Annotated in this window: 2 protein-coding genes and 2 rRNA genes (2 of these 4 only partly in view); 3 read left to right on the top strand and 1 reads right to left on the bottom strand. The window is 61.7% G+C overall.

Annotated elements, in window-relative coordinates; genetic code table 11:
- Together ACHFB9_RS16995 and rrf are read left to right on the top strand one after the other, a co-directional pair.
- Positions 1-2,752, top strand: a 23S ribosomal RNA gene (locus tag ACHFB9_RS16995) (it extends 134 nt beyond the left edge of the window).
- A gap of 79 nt (positions 2,753-2,831) precedes the next feature.
- Positions 2,832-2,945, top strand: a 5S ribosomal RNA gene (gene rrf / locus ACHFB9_RS16990).
- A gap of 338 nt (positions 2,946-3,283) precedes the next feature.
- Here rrf and ACHFB9_RS16985 read toward each other — a convergent pair.
- A complete protein-coding gene (locus ACHFB9_RS16985; RefSeq protein ID WP_417068702.1) occupies positions 3,284-4,507 on the bottom strand; it encodes an HD-GYP domain-containing protein in 1,224 nt (407 codons plus the stop codon).
- A 309-nt stretch (positions 4,508-4,816) separates the two neighbouring features.
- Here ACHFB9_RS16985 and ACHFB9_RS16980 point away from each other — a divergent pair, with 309 nt between their 5' ends.
- A protein-coding gene (locus ACHFB9_RS16980; protein WP_417068701.1) for a tandem-95 repeat protein crosses the window boundary here: on the top strand, positions 4,817-19,414 show its start. The gene runs 20,499 nt beyond the window's last position; only the first 14,598 of its 35,097 coding nucleotides appear in the window; its start codon is at positions 4,817-4,819; its stop codon lies beyond the right edge, outside the window.

Below are 19,414 nucleotides of genomic sequence, written 5' to 3'. Positions count from 1 at the left end.
CGCAAGGAGTATCCCGCACTGAATACATAGGTGCGCGGAGGCGAACGCAGCGAACTGAAACATCTAAGTAGCTGCAGGAAAAGAAATCAACCGAGATTCCCATAGTAGTGGCGAGCGAATTGGGATGAGCCTGTGCGTGATAATCGAAGTGTTAGTGGAACGGTCTGGAAAGTCCGGCAATAAAGGGTGATAGCCCCGTACGCGAAAACACATCGATGGTACTAAGCGCACGACAAGTAGGGCGGGGCACGAGAAACCTTGTCTGAATATGGGGGGACCATCCTCCAAGGCTAAATACTCGTAATCGACCGATAGTGAACAAGTACCGTGAGGGAAAGGCGAAAAGAACCCCGGGAGGGGAGTGAAATAGATCCTGAAACCGCATGCATACAAACAGTGGGAGCCTCCTTGTGGGGTGACTGCGTACCTTTTGTATAATGGGTCAGCGACTTACGTTCTGTAGCAAGCTTAACCGAATAGGGGAGGCGTAGCGAAAGCGAGTCTGAATAGGGCGACATAGTTGCAGGGCGTAGACCCGAAACCGGATGATCTATCCATGGCCAGGATGAAGGTTGGGTAACACCAGCTGGAGGTCCGAACCCACTAATGTTGAAAAATTAGGGGATGAGCTGTGGATAGGGGTGAAAGGCTAAACAAATCCGGAGATAGCTGGTTCTCCCCGAAAGCTATTTAGGTAGCGCCTCATGTATCACTCTCGGGGGTAGAGCACTGTAATCGTTGAGGGGGTCATTGCGACCTACCTCGCGATAGCAAACTCCGAATACCGAGAAGTGCGAGCATGGGAGACAGACCTGGGGTGCTAACGTCCTGGGTCAAGAGGGAAACAACCCAGACCGCCAGCTAAGGCCCCAAATGCGTGGCTAAGTGGAAAACGAAGTGGGAAGGCATAGACAGCTAGGAGGTTGGCTTAGAAGCAGCCACCCTTTAAAGAAAGCGTAATAGCTCACTAGTCGAGTCGTCCTGCGCGGAAGATGTAACGGGGCTCAAGCCACGAGCCGAAGCTGCGGATGTGTCTATGACACATGGTAGGGGAGCGTTCTGTAAGTCTGCGAAGGTGGATCGAGAGGTCTGCTGGAGATATCAGAAGTGCGAATGCTGACATGAGTAGCGATAAAACGGGTGAAAAGCCCGTTCGCCGAAAGCCCAAGGTTTCCTACGCAACGTTCATCGGCGTAGGGTGAGTCGGCCCCTAAGGCGAGGCAGAAATGCGTAGTCGATGGGAAACAGGTCAATATTCCTGTACCGCTCTTTAATGCGATGGGGGGACGGAGAAGGTTAGGTCAGCCGGGTGTTGGATGTCCCGGTTCAAGCCTGTAGGCGTGCTGCGTAGGCAAATCCGCGCGGCTTAGCTGAGGGGTGATAACGAGCGAACTTGTTCGCGAAGTGGCTAATACCAAGCTCCCAGGAAAAGCCTCTAAGCTTCAGTTAAAGAGTGACCGTACCGCAAACCGACACAGGTGGGCAGGTTGAAAATACCAAGGCGCTTGAGAGAACTCAGGAGAAGGAACTCGGCAAATTTATACCGTAACTTCGGGAGAAGGTATGCCTCATTAGCTTGTAGGAGAACATCCGAAGGGCGAAGAGGCCGCAGAGAATCGGTGGCTGCGACTGTTTAATAAAAACACAGCACTCTGCAAACACGAAAGTGGACGTATAGGGTGTGACGCCTGCCCGGTGCCGGAAGGTTAAGTGATGGGGTGCAAGCTCTTGATCGAAGCCCCGGTAAACGGCGGCCGTAACTATAACGGTCCTAAGGTAGCGAAATTCCTTGTCGGGTAAGTTCCGACCTGCACGAATGGCGTAACGATGGCCACACTGTCTCCTCCTGAGACTCAGCGAAGTTGAAATGTTTGTGAAGATGCAATCTCCCCGCGGCTAGACGGAAAGACCCCATGAACCTTTACTGTAGCTTTGCATTGGACTTTGACGGGACCTGTGTAGGATAGGTGGGAGGCTTTGAGACCAGGACGCTAGTTCTGGAGGAGCCGTCCTTGAAATACCACCCTGGTGTCGTTGAGGTTCTAACCTTGGTCTGTGAATCCAGATCGGGGACCGTGCATGGTAGGCAGTTTGACTGGGGCGGTCTCCTCCCAAAGAGTAACGGAGGAGTACGAAGGTCTCCTAGGTACGGTCGGAAATCGTACTGATAGTGCAATGGCAAAAGGAGGCTTGACTGCGAGACCCACAAGTCGAGCAGGTGCGAAAGCAGGTCATAGTGATCCGGTGGTTCTGTATGGAAGGGCCATCGCTCAACGGATAAAAGGTACTCTGGGGATAACAGGCTGATTCCGCCCAAGAGTTCACATCGACGGCGGAGTTTGGCACCTCGATGTCGGCTCATCACATCCTGGGGCTGTAGCCGGTCCCAAGGGTATGGCTGTTCGCCATTTAAAGTGGTACGTGAGCTGGGTTTAAAACGTCGTGAGACAGTTTGGTCCCTATCTGCCGTGGGCGCTGGAAGTTTGAGGGGGCCTGCTCCTAGTACGAGAGGACCGGAGTGGACGGATCTCTGGTGTACCGGTTGTCACGCCAGTGGCATTGCCGGGTAGCTAAATCCGGAAGAGATAACCGCTGAAAGCATCTAAGCGGGAAACTCGCCTCAAGATGAGACTTCCCTCGGGACTTGATCCCGCTAAAGGGTCGTGGAAGACCACCACGTTGATAGGCTGGGTGTGGAAGCGCAGTAATGCGTTAAGCTAACCAGTACTAATTGCCCGTGCGGCTTGATCCTATAACCTTGAGTATTCAAGGTGCGACACAAGCTTTAATGTGCGACAATCGCAACCTAATTCATGCCTTTCCAGTTTCAGCCTGACGCCCATAGCGCTTTGGTCCCACTCCTTCCCATCCCGAACAGGACAGTGAAACGAAGCCGCGCCGATGATATTGCGCTTCTTGCGTGAGAAAGTAGGTCAGCGTCAGGCTACCCATTCCAACACCCCCTCGCCTCAACAGGCGCAGGGGGTGTTCTCGTTTACCCGCCCGAATCAAAGTTGGGCGAGGCTCACACAGAGGCACAGAGAAAGTCAGGAGCATTCCTCACGCAGAGCCGTAGAGCCGCAGAGCCGCAGGGGAAGGTCAAGGTCAAAAGCGCTCCCTGTGTATCTGACCATCCGCCGGCCAGGGCGGCCGCACTCCTGAGTGCAGGGGGTGACCTTGGCTCCTGCTCTAAAGGGTTTCTTATCTCTGCGATCTCAGCGGCTCTGCGTGAGATTCGCCTTGTCCGTGGCCTTTCTCGGCGGTTCTGCGCACAACCCGCGCTTCACGCGGCTTGCGCGCAGCGCGCCAGCGCGAAGCTGCGCGCGCTATCGCGTTCGAGCAGCGCGATCACGTCGCCGTCCAGATGCCCCTCCTTGCGCTGCTCGTGCAGGTAGTCGAGCACGTTTTCCGCGCCCAGCGGCTTGCGGTAAGGCCGGTCCTGAACCAGAGCCTGACAGACGTCGGCGACCGCGATGATCCGGCTCGCGAGCGGCAGCTCGTCCGAGCCGAGGTGGAAGGGGTAGCCCGATCCGTCGAGCTTTTCGTGGTGACTCGCGGCCCACAGCGCGATCTCCTCCAGACCGCGAATCCCGCCGAGGATCTGATAGGTCTCGTAGCTGTGGCGCATGATCGCGGCCCGCTGTCCGGCATCGAGCGGGCCGGGCTTTTCGAGGATCTCATCGGCAACCCTGAGCTTGCCGATGTCGTGGAGCAGGCCGGCGATCTCGATCCGGGCGCAGGTTTCGGCGTCGAGTCCGGCGACGCGGGCCAGATCGAACGCGAGGCGGGCGACCCCTTCGGAGTGTTCGGCGGTGAAGGGACTTTTCGCGTCGACGATCGCCGAGAACATCATCGCGAGGCTGCGCACTGCGGCAAGACCCAGCTCCGCTCCCGCCTCCCGCCCCAGCCTCTGCGGCAGCATGTGGGCGAGATAGCGGGGTTCGAGGTTCAGCCAGAACGATTCGCGCTTGGACGCGGACAGGAAAGCTTCGATCAGCTCGGGCGCGAAGCGCTGTCCGGAATGCTCGGCGATGCTCAGTCGGCTGCTCTCTTTCTTTAGCAGATAGTCGGGCGCGCCATAGAAGGCCGCGGTCAGCGCATCGACCCGGTCGACGAGGAAGATCAGATTTGCGGCGAGCGCCGTCGCACGATCCAGCCCGGTGGGGAGATCGCACCAATGCGTGTGGTGGTAGCGGACGATCTCCGCCAGATGGGCGAGCGGAGCGACGTTTTTGAGCAGAGCCTCGCCGCGCAGGCAGTGCTCCTGCGAACCCTGCCAGTCGAACTCGCTGACGAGGTGGTGATGGACCCGCGTCGAAGAGACCCCGCAGTCGTGCAGCAAGCCCGCGTTGAGCATCAGCACCTGCTCGCGCTCGGACCAACCCAGTTCGTGCGCGCAGTCGGCCGCCATCACGCCGACCCGCTTGCCGTGCTTGTCGTCGTCGATGCCGACCAGATCAATCGCATCCGACAGCGCCAGCACCACGTCCGAAAGTTCGATCTGCACCGATGTTCCTCCTCTGTCATGGATTCAGGATAGAACTGGCGCTCCGCGGGCGCAGCCCGACAGGCGGCAAGGTGCGGATGCGGTTTCAGCCCTCTCCTCAGCGCTTCCGTTGCACTCGATTTTCAGATCAGACAAATTTCACAACCGTGATGAATTTGGCAATTTGTCGTTGATTCTTGAGGTGCGACATGTTTTTGTCATTAACAAGCTGCAAAAGCAGGTAACATGTGTGACTGACTAACCTGGGTCAGGTTTCGCCTTTTCTGTTGAGTCCTGATCCTGAATCCCCAAAACTTCCCCGGATCAGTGATGAAAAAGCGAGATAGCAATCGGCGTTCCACGAAGGTTCAAGGTGTTTCCTGCGAGAACTTGGCAAGGCCTTGCAGTCGGTTGGCGGGGGGGGATGGGGGCGGAGTACCGGACTCGAAGAGTCAAAGTGATTGGAGCCTCGAGGCTCTCGAGCCGAAGGTGTTGATGTCGGCCGATTTGGTGCCGGGCGTGCATTCGATTGAGGGCACGATCGAGCAGCCGGGCGAGCAGGACCGATTCGAGTTCGTCGTCTCCGATGCCTCGACGCATTTCTTCTTCGACGGCACCCAGGGCGCGAACATTCAGTGGTCGCTGGCCGGCCCGACCCCGGCCAGCAGCTTCTCGTCGCGCGATCTGACTGCGGCAGGCGACAAGGAGTTGCTGCTGCCGGTCGGCACCTACCACCTGACCGTCGATGGCACCAACGACAGCACTGGCGCCTACCGTTTCAGGCTGTTCGGCGAAGAAGCCGCCCAGCCCCTGGCGCTGAACACCCCGGTGACCGGCACGCTGGAAGCGGGCAGTCAGACTCAGCTCTACCGGGTCGACCTGAACGCGGGAGACCGACTCTATTTCGCTCCGGGAGTGTCATCCGGTTATGCGACATGGAGCCTCTTCGACCCGCAAGGTCAGATCGTCCAGAACCAGCTCGTTTTCAACAACACCGGACCCTTCGTCGCCGGGCGGACCGGCAGCTACTGGCTCTGTGTGGAAGGCACGCCCGCATCAACCGTGACGACGAACTACGCCTTCACGTTGAACCGCTCGGCCGTCGCGCAGAATTCTCTCGAACTTGGACAGGCGTGCTCCGCGCATCTCGATGTGCCGGGAGAGGCCTCTGAATTCCGCTTCAAGCTCGACGAAGCCACCCTGGTCGCCTGGGATCAGCTCTGCGCGCCGCTCGACAGCGGCTTCAAATGGACGCTGTCTGATGCGCAGGGCAAGGCCTGCGGCAGCGGCAATTTTGCCAGCGAGGATGGCGCCCAGATGCCGATGCGTCTGCTGGCCGGCAGCTATGTGCTGCGGGTCGAAACGACGTCGCGAAGCACCGGCGATCTGCGCTTCCGTCTGCTGCGCCCGACGCTGCAGGCTGCTTCCGACTCGGTGACCGAAGTGCCTGCCTCCTGCGTCGATCCGCGTTCGGGTTCCGCCTACCGGATCGATGTCAGCGCGCCGGGAAGTTTGGCCATCGTCAACAATGCAACCCTGCAAGGCATCGAGCCCGGGCAGACCCTGGATACGGCGGCCGAGCAATTGGTCGCTCCGGGGCAGAGCGCGCAGATCCATGTCGCGCTGACCGCGAACGATGGCAAGCCGGATGTCGATCTGTATCGGGTCTATCTCGATGCCGGCGACACCCTCGCGCTGTCCGCCCGCAATGCCAGCGCCGGCTATTGCCTGAGGCTGTTCGACGCCAGCGGGATCGAGCTGACAAGCGCGGTCAATCAAGGGGGCCAATACACCGCCAAACAGGGCGGTCTCTACTATGTTGGGGCCAGCGGCGAGGCGAACACGGGTTATTCGGTTCTGCCGGATGCACAGGCCAGCACGGCTGCGGCCGTGGACTGCTCGCTGGATCTGCTCCTCGAACGCAAAGCGGCTCCCGCCGCCGTCGCGGTCAGGGACATCGGCAATTCGCTGGCGCAAGCCCAGGAGAAGTTGCTCAGCCAGGGGGAATCGGCCATCGTCGATGTCGCGCTCGACGCGGCTCAGGCCGATATCAATGTTTACTGCGTCAGCCTGGCCACAGGTGACAGCCTGCGCCTCGCCTGTCTCGAAGCCACGATCGGCGTCTATCTGCGCGTCTTCGACGCATCTGGCAAGGAGTTGGCCAACAGCGCGAGCGGAGCGTTGAGCTTTCTGGCGAGTGGTAGCGGAGTCTATTACGTCGGTGTCAGCGGCGATTTGAACCAGAGCTACGATCCGCTCAGCGGTGCATCAGTCGGTACGACAGCCCAGGGGGGGGCGATCCGCCTGCAGATCAGTCGCAGCGGGATGGGGGGGGCGTCGACTTCTGGAGAAGTGGGTGACGTCATGTCTTCTGCGCGGGATGTTGACGTGCCCCGAGGGGGCGGCACTACCCTCGACGTGACGATCGGCGACGACGGTACTCAGCGGGATGTCGATCTGTACCGGCTGGTGCTGGTCGCCGGCGAGACCTTCACGCTGAGTACTCCGAACGGCAACGGTCTGGACGGCTATGCCCGGCTCTTCGATGCCGCGGGGGCAGAAGTCTCCAGGGTCGACGACAGCCCGATGTCGTTTTCGGTGCAGAAGACCGGCGTCTATTACGTCGGTTTCAGCGGCTATCCGAACAACTCCTACAATCCTTCGGTAGCCGGCAGTGGTTCTGATACTGGCAGCAAGGGTTTCATGAAGGTGACCCTGAGCCGGGTCAGCCCTCAGGTGGGTGACGATACCGTTGGCGACACGCAGGCGAGCGCCCAGGAAGTTCCGCTGAAACAAGGAGGGCGGGTCGATCTCGCGCTTACGCTCGGTGACGGTGGCAAGGGCGGGCGGGACGTCGATATGTACCGGGTTGTGCTGGCCGCCGGTGAGAGCCTGAGCCTGAGTTCTTCCGTGAGTGTCTTTGGTAGGGTCTTCGACGCGCAGGGCGCGGCACTGTGGAACGGAGTCCTGAATGGATCGGCGAGCCGTTTCACGGCGACGCGAACCGGTGTCTATTACGTCGGGATCAGCGGCTATGGCAACGGGTCTTACAACCCGAGTGTGCCGCTCAGCGGAAGTTCGGGCAGTACCGGCAGTCTGAATTTGAGCTTAACGCGCGAGCCTGCTCCCTCACTCTGCCCGTGGTTGCTCACCGACAGCTTCGGGAACAGGCTCAGCGCAGGTTCGATCGCCAGCCAGCAGAGCGCGTCGGTGGCGCTGGATCAAGCCGGCGCGTATTACCTCTGGATCAATCCCAGCATCAATCAGCCTGGGTGCTCCGGCAGCCTCCGCTTTGGGGTGACGGCCGGTTTGGCTCCTGCGCAGAGCCTCAGCGCGACTGCCGCGACGGATCTGACAGGGCATCTGGATTTGACCGGGCAGAGCTATACGGTGGACCTGTCCGTTCCTGCTTCCGGATCCTGGATCTTTGAAGCGCAGACGACTTTTGCCGGAGCGACCTGGTCGCTGACTGGGGACTCAGGCGATGTGCAGCTGGCAGGCAGCATGTCTGGCCCGGATGCCCCCCGAGTGCTCAACCTGAAGGCGGGGCATTACCGGATGACGGTCAAAGCCTCGGGTGCCCAGGGTGGAGACTTCAGCGTCAAGGCATCGCCTTTTGCGGCGGCCACTCCGATCAGCGCAGGGGTTCCAATAGACCTGAGTGGCCTGGCCTTGTCCGGATCCGCGCTGCTGCAGCTTCCCGCCAATCCGCTCGATGCGTTTACCGTCAGCCAGTCCGCAGGCAAATCGGGTTTCTTGATCCGCGCTTTTGATGCTTACGGATGGATGCTGGGTTCCAGCGCAAGCTCATCTTTCAATTTCAAGCAGTCCCATGCTCAGGGACCGGTCTATCTGTGGGTCACCCGCACTGCCACGGATGCCGGTGCGGCCCAATCGATCAGCGTCACACAGAGCCCGGCTCAGCTGTCGGTGCAGGAGCCGGGAAGCCCGGTTGCTGTCGGAGACGTGGTCACCCTGCATCAAGGGGGCCAAGCTTCGCCCGAAGCCAGGGCTGATTTCGATCTCGCCTCCGATGGTCTGGTTGTCCTCGAAAGGATATCCGGAAACTACGACACGTTGCGCCTCTGCGGTCCGCGCGGGGTCGAGTTCGACGGAGCCTTTGGCGCAGGGGTTTTGGTTCGGCCGCGCTGGTTGCCCGCCGGGCACTACACGGTTGTGCTCTCCAACGGTTCGGGGGACGTCCAGCTCTGTGTTCAGGCGCAAGCCCAGGCTCAGGCGATCTCGGCTGGCGTGCCGGTGTCCGTCGAGATGAGTGGCGATGGCAAAACACAGCTCTTCGACGTCGAACTCAAAGCCGATCGGGACAACTGGTTCCAGGGGATGAGCGGAGCTTCGACGGGGAACCGCTACCGCCTCTATGACCTGGCGGGCAACTGTGTGGCTTCGGGCGATCCGGCGACGGCAAATTACGTCGCTCTGAACGTGCCGCACGACGGGCACTATCTGCTGGCGGTTACACGCGGCGCAAGTTCAGGAACTTCGCTGCGCTTCGAACTGCTGCAGTCCGACAAGGGACGCCAGGCTCTGAGCCTGGGACAGACCGTGCAGGGAAATATCTACATGCCGGCAGGGGCGAGCGGTCCGGCGGTCGAATACACGTTCTCTGTTGCTCAGACTTCGCTGATCAGCCTTGATAACAACGGGCAAGTCGGGAACTCCGTCTACAGCCTTTATCGGCTCGACGGCAGCTCGGTTGCACGCAGCAACGACTACCTGAACGCGTCTTATCTTCTGCCTCCGGGCAATTACTACCTGCGCGTGCAGAGCCAGTCCGGCTCAACGGCGACAGTCGTTCCCTACAGTTTCAAAACCACGATCGCTCCAGTGGAGACTCTGAGCGAAGCGGTGCCGATGAGTGTCAATTTCACCCAGGGCCTTGCCTCCAAGTCGTTCCAGATCAGCCTGAAAGCGGGCGAGCGTTACTGGTTCGGGCTGTCTGCGGGAAGCTTGCGTTTACAGGACGTTATCAATGTGAGTGTCGCAGCCCCGGATGGCGGCGTTCAATCAGCCGAGCTGTCAGGCGGATGGTGGCATAACGCGTACCAAATGGGCTATGCGTTCACGGCGACCCAGACCGGGACTTACACGATAGGGCTCGCGGGAGTCCGAAGCTATTATTCCGTCTACGATGGTCCAGGGAATCTTTCCTTTGTGCTGCAGCACGGCACGAGCTCTTCGTCCGACTATGTGTTCGGCCGTGTTGCCGAAGGGACGGTCGCTAACCCTCAGGACTGCGCGAGCTACCATTTCTCGCTGGATTCGGAACAGGCAACCTGGATCAACGTGGGGGGCGACGACTATTCCGTCACGCTGATTCGCCGCGATGGCCAGGGCAATACCCAGCAGATCCTGAATCAAGACATCTCGGCTGATGATATCCATCGGCAGATGACGCTTCTGGCGGGAGACTACGAGCTGAGGCTGGTTCCCAGGGCCGACAAGCTGACCGGTTTCGGCCGTTACCGGATCGAAGTTCAGGCAACGAGCGCGCTGCCGGTTCTGGCGATGGACAGCCCGGTCGTCGTCAACGCCGTTGAGAGCCGCACTGCCCAGGCCTTCCAGCTCTCCGGCACAGCCGGAGCCACTCTGCTGATCGATCCGCGGACGACAACGGGCCAGTATCTGTACCGGGAGCTCTATGCGCCGGATGGCTCTCTCGTCATGGGCAATTCCGGGTGGGGAAACAGCGACTATTCGCAGAAAATCACGCTGACCCAGACCGGGAATTACGTTCTGCAGATCTACGGCTCCTGGAACGATGCATCGGCGCGCAGCACGACGGTCACGGCGCGTATCCCCAGTGTCACGGAAACCACTCTGCCGTTGGGCAGCCTGGTCACCGGAAAGATCGCTGGGTCTGGGGATCTGGCTCATTACACTTTTACGCTAGACACCGGCCGCACCGTGCTGTTCGATCTCCAGTCGGGAGCCGCGAGGCTGCGCCTGCTCGATGCGGCGCAGCGCGAACTGTTCAATCTGCCGAGTTGGAGTGTGAGCGATTACTACAGCCGCTTCCTGCCTGCCGGCACCTACACGTTCGAGCTCAGTGGCAGCGGCGCCAGCACTCCGGACTATTCCTTCCGCGTGCTCGACATGGCGGCGGTGGCGAGTGCGCACGGCACTGCCACTCAGCTCTCCGGCGATCTGCCGGCCGGCAACAATCTGGTCGTCCATTCCTTCGATGTGCTCGCCGGGCAGAGCTATAACCTCGATTTCACCGCGCCGACCAGCACCAACGGCCTGCGCTATACGCTGGTCGATGCGAGTGGTCGCGATATCGCCGGCCAGCATTGGGCAGCCGATTCCTCGATCAGCTTCACTGCGGCGCAGAGCGGGTCGGTCTATCTGCTGGCCAAGCAGTATACGAAGAGCAACGCAGCAGTCCATTTCGAAGCGACGCTGAAACAGCCCGTCAGTGCGGCCCTGGCTCTGGGTTGGAACGGCCTCGTTCAGGGCTGCCTCGCTACCCGCGACGAGCAATCCGCCTACCGTTTCTCGATGGAAAAGGCGGGTTGGTTTGACCTGTCGCAGATCGCTCTGTCTAGCACTGACGCAACGCTGGAGCTGGTCAAGCCGGACGGCACGACGATTCTGTTGCGCGGCAACTGGCCGAGCGCGGGCGGCAGCCTGTCGGTCTTCCTCGATGCCGGTGACTATTCACTGCGCATCCGCTCGAACTGCGATGGCGCTGCCGTCAGCTATGCGTTCGTCGCGCAAAAGGTTCCCGCCGAGCAGGAGCTCGATCGTCAGCCGGCGACGGCGCGGACCCTGGCTCAGGATAGCGGAGCCGACACATTGTCTCTGTGGAGCCTGCAGGCAAATCCTGGCGATCATCTGTCCTTAAGCCGGACGAGCTGGAACGGCGCCGGTAATGTGCAGATCCTCCAACGCAACGGTGTTGTCGTTACAAACTGGGATCCGGCCCGCCAGGCGGTGTTTGAGCTCGATCTGACTATGGGGGGCGTCTATCTGCTGAGGGTTCAGCGCGATGCGCTGAGCAATGTCGCGTCGAATGCGTATTCGCTGAGCGCGAGCTGGGGCGTCGCGACGACTCCGGCTGCGGTCACGTCGGTCTTCAACTGGAGCGGAACGCTCGCTCAAGGCGCTTCGCAGAGCTTCCAGTTCGAGCTCGCCGAGCCCGGCCTGTGGTATTTCGACCGCAGCAGCCTCGATGGGAACGGTTACTACGGACGGATCTCGGTCAAGTCCGCCGATGGCCGCGAAGTGCTCAAATCCTTCGACGCTCCGGTCATGCTCGGCGCGGGCGTCTATACGGTCACGCTGAGCCAGGAATATTCGAGCGGAACCAGTACCCTGAATCTGATCCGTTTGGACGCTGCAAATGGGGCGACGGCTCTGCAGTACGGCCAGGCGGTCGCGATGCCCGCCGCGTCGCACTATGGCGCGCGGGTCTATCAATTCAGTGGCAGCGCCGAAGACAAGATTTTCCTGAACCTGCTCGGCAATCAGTCCGGTTCGACCTGGCCGAGCTGGACGCTCTACAACCGCTTCGGTCAGAAGCTCGCGTCGGCTCGGCAATCTTATGTCGACTCCGGCACGATCAGCCTGCCTTCGAGCGGCGCTTACTACCTGGTCTTCGATACCGTTGATGAGAGCTGGTACGGATATACCAGCGGGGTCTCGTTCCTGATCGACAAGGTGACGAACGCGCCGGTCGCGGCCCAACTCAACGACAGCCTCACCGGTACGCTCGATGGTCAGACCCAGACGCGCAGCTATACGCTGGACCTGAGCGATACCCGGGTCGTGTTGTTCGACTCTCTGAACAACGGTTCGGGGGACTCGGTCACCTGGACGCTGACCGGGACCTATAGCGACGGCACGCTTTTGAATACGAGCGGGCCGGAAGGGTCCGTGCTGACGCTCAAACCCGGTCACTACCAGTTGAAGGCCCACATCGACGGCTTCAATTCCAGCAGCTATGGCCTGCGCCTGCTCGATCTCTCCTCGGCGACGCCGATCCAGAGTGGCGTCGCGGTCGATGGGCGGATTCAGCCCGCCGGGGACATGCAGGCCTACAGCGTCGAAGCCGAGGCCGGGGACAGGATCTTCGTCGATTTCACCGGTCTGTCCGCAGAGAGTGGCGATAGGCCTCTGCGCATCGTCGATCCCTTCGGTCGTCAGATCACATACGATGCGATGCGCAACCTGGGCTCCGAAGTGCTCGCGACCGCGTCGGGCCGCTATACGATCCTGATGGACGAGCGGAACGCTAAGGACGTGCCTCTGCCTTTCCATATGGCCGTCTACGTCAACAAGCCCGGTGAGATCCGCCGTATCGACCTGAGCGGCGCGAGCCGCAAGATGGACCTGACGCTCAGCGATCTGAACGTCGCCAGCGCCGAGGCCGGCACGCCTATCCAGTCCGGGGGCAACATCCAGGTCAGCTGGGTCACGCACAACCAGGGCTTGACCAGCACGCTGGGCGACTTCGTCGATCGCGTGATCGTCAAGAGCGTGAGCACCGGCGAGGTGATCGCTCAGGCCGATTTGCCCTATGTCGAGAGCGCCGCGGGTAACGGTCCCTTGCTGCCCGGCCAGTTCGTCAGCCGCAGTGCGACGCTTCGCCTGCCCGATGGCCCCTATGGTGCGGGCGATCTGCAGGTCATCATCGAGACCGACGCCAACAACAGCCAGGCCGAAGTCGGCTCGGATGAGGAGAACAACCGGGCGACGGTTCTGGTCCATAGCGCCGTGAAGGACTATGCGAATCTGCTGGCTAGTGACATCGCGATCAGCCCCGCTGCGAACTGGCAGGCAGGGGATCCTGCGACGGTCAGCTGGACCACCGTGAATAGCGGATCGGCGGCTGCGAGCGGTGGCTGGATGGAGCGGGTCGAGGTCGTGAACCTGACGACCGGCGCCGTCGTCGCGAGTCTCGATGTGCCGGCTGAGGGCTTGAGTCTGGAGGCCGGCGCGAGTGTCCGGCACAGCGCGAGCTTCGCCTGGCCTTCGGGGGTCAATGCGATCGGGCGCTTCCGCTTGCGCGTGACCGTCGATTCGCAGTCCCGGATTCCGGAATTCGACGCTTCGGGCTCGCTCGAAGCCGACAACACGCAGACCGTCGAAGTCGTCGCCGGACCCGACCTCGAGGTCCACAACGCCCAGGTTCTGTCCACCGATGTGCTGACCGGTTCCACCGTCGTGCTGCGCTGGGAGGATGCCAACACCGGTTCGGTCGCGGCACCGCGCAGCTGGCAGGATAGGGTGATCGTGCGTCGCAAGAACGCCGATGGCTCGCAGGGTGAGGTCGTCGCCGATACTCTGCTGTCCTTCCCCGAGGATTTCGACCGCCCGCTGCCGGCCGGCGCGTCGCGCGTGCGCAACTACAGCTTCAAGCTGCCCGAGGGGCTGCGCGGGACCGGCGACTTCGATATCTCGATTTCGGTCGATGCCGCTTCCTACTCTTCCTCCGGCGTGATCTTCGAAATCCGTCCGGTCGGCGATGCCGAGGCCAACAATACGGCCGAAGCTTCGCTGCACGCCGATCCCAAGCCCTATCCGAATCTGGCGGTAGGCTCCCTGATCGTTCCGGACTCGATTCAGTCGGGGATCCCCTTCGATGTGAGCTGGACGGTCAGCAATCTTGGCGCAGTCGCCGCTCCGGGCTCCTGGGTGGATCGCGTAATCCTCTCCAGCGACGATATCGTCGGCAATTCTGACGATATCGTGCTGGGCAGCCTGACGCACAAGGATCCGCTCGCCCAGGGCGGGCACTACGACGCAAAGCTGAACGTGCGCACGCCGACCCGGCTCGATGGCCATTACCGGATCATCGTCGTGACCGATGCGAACCATTCGGTGGTCGAGCCGGATACCTTGAGCGACAACCAGATCCTCTCGGCCGTCGTGCCGGTCACTCCGACCTACGTCGATCTTCAGCCCGCGCTGAGCGTCGTGCCCACGGAAGTGCACGCGGGCGATGTCGCGCACATCGAGTGGCAGGTCAGCAACCAGGGCACGGTCGCGACCGATGCCTCCAGCTGGGTCGATCAGGTCTGGCTGTCGACGACGCCGACTCTGGGAAGCGGCGCGATCCTGCTCGGCTCGCAGACCCATGTCGGCGGCATCGACAAAAAGGGCGCCTATTCGGCGAGCCTGGATGCCACGCTGCCCAAGGAGCTGCTCGGCAGCTATTACTTCATCGTCAAGACGGATGCGTTCGGGCAGAACTATGAGCCCGATCACTCCGACAACAATCTGGCCGTGGCCGCCAACAGCACCCTGGTGCGGGCCGAGCCAAAGCCGAACCTGAAGGTTTCGGAGATCCAGGCTGCTGCGATCGTGCGCGTCGGCGACACGCTGGAAGTCAGCTACACGGTCGAGAACAGCGGCGACAAGGCCGTCTTGGCCTGGGTCTATGACAATGTCAAGATCGTCAGCGCGGCCAATCCGTCCATAGTCCTCGCATCGATCGACACTGCCTGCAGCAAGCGCACGCTGATTCCGGGAACGCGCTACAGCGGAGTGGTCCGCTTCAACATCGGCGACGTGGCGGGCACCGACTGGCTGATCCAGGTCACCGCCGATGCGGGCAATTACGTCAGCAACGAGAGCGACGAGAGCGACAACGTCGCGAGCCGTGCGCTGTCCATCGTGCACCCGGACGTCGTCGTTGGCCAGATCGGCGTGACGGGCAATTCCCAGGGCGGGGAATCCGTCCAGCTCAGCTGGCTGACCCACAACCAGGGTTCGAGCGACGCGGTCAATGTGACTGACGGCATCTATCTGTCGCGCGACGGCAAGCTCGAAGGGGCGACAAAGCTGGGCGAATTCGTGCACAGCGGCATCGCGGCAGGCGCCGATTCGGCGGCCACGGTTTCCGTTCTGCTGCCGATGACCGCGGAAGGGAGCTATCAACTTCTGGTCGTCACCGACCTCAGACAGGTGCTGGCCGAGACCTCGGCGGGCGAGGCGAACAACGTCGCGAGCCAGGCCGTCACGATCGCGCCCGACCTCTATGCGGACCTCGCCGTGTCGAATGTCAGCGCACCGGATCAGGTGATCGCGGATCCGGCCAGCGTGACCGTGAACTGGACCGTCACGAACCAGGGTACGGGACCGGGGCGCACCGATGCCTGGACCGATGTCGTCGTGTTCTCGCAGGACGACGTGTTCGGCAACGGCGACGACGTTGTGATCGGCGAGCTGCGCCACGACACCGGGCTGGCCGCTGGCCAGTCCTATAACGGACAGGCCAGCTATATGTTCGGGCCGACGTTCTCGGCGCGTGGCCATCTGTTCGTCAAGACCGACAGCCGCGGCGAGGTGTGGGAACACGGAGCCGAGGCCAATAATCTGGCCGAAGCGGGTCACCCGCTCGATGTGATGCCGCGCCCCTATGCCGATCTGCAGCTCAACGGGGTCACGGTCCAGGGTGATGCGGCCAGCGGCAAGCCGCTCAAACTCAGCTGGGAGGTCGTCAACAAGGGCATTGGCGTCACGAATGCATCGAGCTGGAGCGACAGGGTTTGGCTCAGCCGTAATCCCGACGGCAGCGATGTCGTTGTGAACTTCGCCTCGGCGACCCACTTGGGGCAGCTGGGTGTCGGTGAGCACTACGATCGCTCGATCGACGTTGTGCTGCCAGAAGGGATTTCGGGTACTTATTACCTGAACGTGGCCACAAACGATGGGGGGGCCGCCTACGAATTCATCCATGGCGACAACAACCGGGCCAGCTCGCTCGCCGTACCGGTGAGCCTGTCGCCCTCGCCCGATCTCTCGGTGCAGAGCATCACGCTCCCGGCCAAGGCCCAGGAAGGCTCCCTCGTCGACATCTGCTGGGAAGTCCTCAATAGCGGTACCGTCGATGCGGCGGGCAGCTGGGTCGATCGCGTGCTGCTTGTCCCCGCCGATGGCAATGGCGCCGCGGTGGTTTTGGGTAATTTCACCTACGACCGGGGGCTGGCCGCCGGGATCCGCTACACGCGGACCGAGCAGGTCCGGCTGCCGGGCCGGATCGAAGGCCTGTACCGGATCAAGGTCATCACGAACGTCAACCTGGGCAGCGATTCGAGCGCCCAGGTCTACGAGTATGGCGACGCGCGGACCAATGATGAGCGGACCAGCTCGGACACGACGCAGATCAGCCTGAACGACCGGCCGGATCTGCGCGTCAATTCGCTCGAAGTGCCCGACCACGTCGTCGCGGGCGGCTCCGCCGCGGTCTCTTTCGTGGTCCAGAACATGGGCGCGGAAGCGGCGACCGGTCACTGGAAGGATTCGGTCTATCTGTCGCTGGACGGCACGCTCAGCGCCGACGACAAGCTCGTCGGGCGCTTCGACAACGGAGCCGCACTGTCTCCGGGGGGCGACTTCTATCGCACCGTCAGCGCCAGCGTCGACATCCCGATCCGCTATCGCGGCACGGCCTACCTGATCGTCGTTGCGGACGGCGAGTACAAGGTCGATGAGTATCCGAATGAGAGCAACAACATCGCGGTCGCCAAGATTGCGATCGACTCGGTGCCCTTCGCCGATCTGGTCACCAGCGGCGTGGTCGCGCCCGACCAGGCTGTGCACGGCTCGACGATCACGGTCGATTACAAGGTCAGCAACCTGGGCAGTGCGACCACGCGGGGAGAGTCCGCGACTCTGGACCAGTGGACCGATACCGTCTGGCTGGCGCGCGACAAGCGCCGCCCCGGTGCCTACAAGGGCGACATCCTGCTCGGCAGCGTGACGCACAAGGGCAATCTGGACCTCGGCAAGGACTACCTGGGCCAGCTCGATGTGCAGATCCCCGACAATGTGCTCTCCGGTCAGTATTACCTGACCGTCTGGAGCGACAGCTATGACGTGATCCTCGAGGACACGCTGGCCAGCAACATCAACACCGACGACCCGACCGACCCGGACAACGACAACTTCAAGGCGCGGCCGATCAGTGTGCTGGGCCTCACGCCGCCGGACCTCGTCGTCACCGACCTGTCCGCGCTGGCGAGCGCGGACGCCGCCGGCGCCTACAGCTTCAGCTACACGGTCAAGAACCGGGGGGATCAGCTCAGCGGTTCCTGGTATGACGATGCCTACCTGACCGATGACCCCGATCTGAGCAAAGCCAGAGATGTCTTCTGGCTCGGCTCCTTCCAACAGCAGCACACGATGGCCTATGGCGACAGCTATAGCGTGTCGCAGACGGTCCAGCTCTCGCCTGCGGCCAAGGGCCGCTATCTGGTGATCCGTACCGATGGAGGTCAAGGAGGGCGGAATTATCAGAGCTTCAGCCGGGAAGACCTTGGCGAGTCGAACGAAGCCAACAATTCGCTGGCCCGCGCCTCGCTGGTCACGCCGCACGCGGCGGATCTTCAGGTCACTCGCGTCGACACCCTGCCCGAGAATCTCTCGGGCGAGGAGACGACGGTCTCCTGGACCGTCACGAACCTCGGCGACGACGTCTGGGCGGGAACCCACGGCTGGGTCGATTCGGTCTTTTTCAGCTCCGATCCGACCTTCATCCCCGAGCGCGCCACCGCGCTGGGCGCGCTGGTCCATCCGAATACCGCGGGTCTGGCCGCGGGCGCGAGCTATACGGCCAGCCTGAAGGTCAAGCTGCCTGCCGGAACCGAAGGCCCTTACTACATCTATGTGATCACCGACTCGGCGCACCGCGACGATACGCTGAGCAATTCGCCGAGCAAGTCTGCCCAGGGCGAGGCGACGAGCAGTTTCATCGACGATGGTGAGGCCCGGGATTCGCTCTATGCGAACAGCGCTTATGAAGGCGCGCAGAACAAAAACAATCTTGGGCGCGGCACGCTCAATGTGGTCTATCGCGAGCCGGACCTGATCGTCAGCGGCATCACGACGACCGATCCCCACCCCCGCTCCGGTCAGACCATAACGGTGAGCTGGACCGTCACCAACCAGGGAAAGCGGGCCACGCGCACCAGCGCCTGGTCCGACGGCGTCTATCTGTCCCGGGACGCTTCGCTCGATCCGACCGATTACCCGCTGGTCGACCGTTGGTCTGATTTCGAAATCCTCAGCAAGGTAAGGACGACCTCGCTGACCGATGCTCAGGGCAATCCACGTTATTTGCAGCCCGGCGAGTCCTATACGAACTCGGCGACCTTCACCCTGCCCGAATCGATAGAGGGCGACTTCAAGCTGATCGTCAAGGCCGACACCGAGCTGAGCAAGGACTACGAAGCCCGCGAACCGAGCAGCATCCGCAGCGGCCTGGACACGATTGACGGTTACGGGCCGGGCGCTGTCGGTGAGTTCAAGGACGAGGGCAACAACGTCAGCTTCATCGATCTGCCGATCACGTTGAGGACTCCGCCTGATCTGCAGGTCGCGACGGTGCAGGCACCCGACAAAGTGTTGGCCGGGCAGGACATGGCGGTCAGCTACACGGTCGTCAACAAGGGCGGCGACACGCCCAGCGATCAGGGGCAGTGGTACGACATGGTCTATCTGTCGCGCGACCGCTTCCTCGACGTCAACCAGGATCGCTATGTCGGCTATGTGGCGCACAGCGGTGGGCTGGCCGCGGGGGCCAGCTACGACGGAGCGTTCAAGCTGAACGTGCCGCGCGATCTGGACGGCCCTTACTATGTGTTCGTCGTGACCGACCCGGCCAATGTCCGGGGCGCGAGCAGTTTCGGCAGCGTCCGCGAGTTCGGCAACGAGTTCAACAACGCGACGGCGGCGGTTCAGCCCGTGCTGGTCGAAACGCCTCCGCCGGCCGATCTCAAGGTCAACGGCGTTCAGCTTCCGCCGACCGCCGCGGTCGGCCAGCAAGTCGAGATCGACTACAGCGTCCTCAACGATTCGATCAACACCGCCTATGGACGCTGGACCGACGCGATCTATCTGTCGTCCGACAACGACTGGGATCTGGGCGACATCCTGTTGGGCAAGGTCGAGCATTCCGGCGAT

Source organism: Niveibacterium terrae, assembly GCF_048213115.1.
GTDB classification, from domain to species: domain Bacteria; phylum Pseudomonadota; class Gammaproteobacteria; order Burkholderiales; family Rhodocyclaceae; genus Niveibacterium; species Niveibacterium terrae.
The sequence above is the reverse complement of the archived record's forward strand: the minus strand, read 5'-3'. Positions and strand labels throughout refer to the sequence as shown.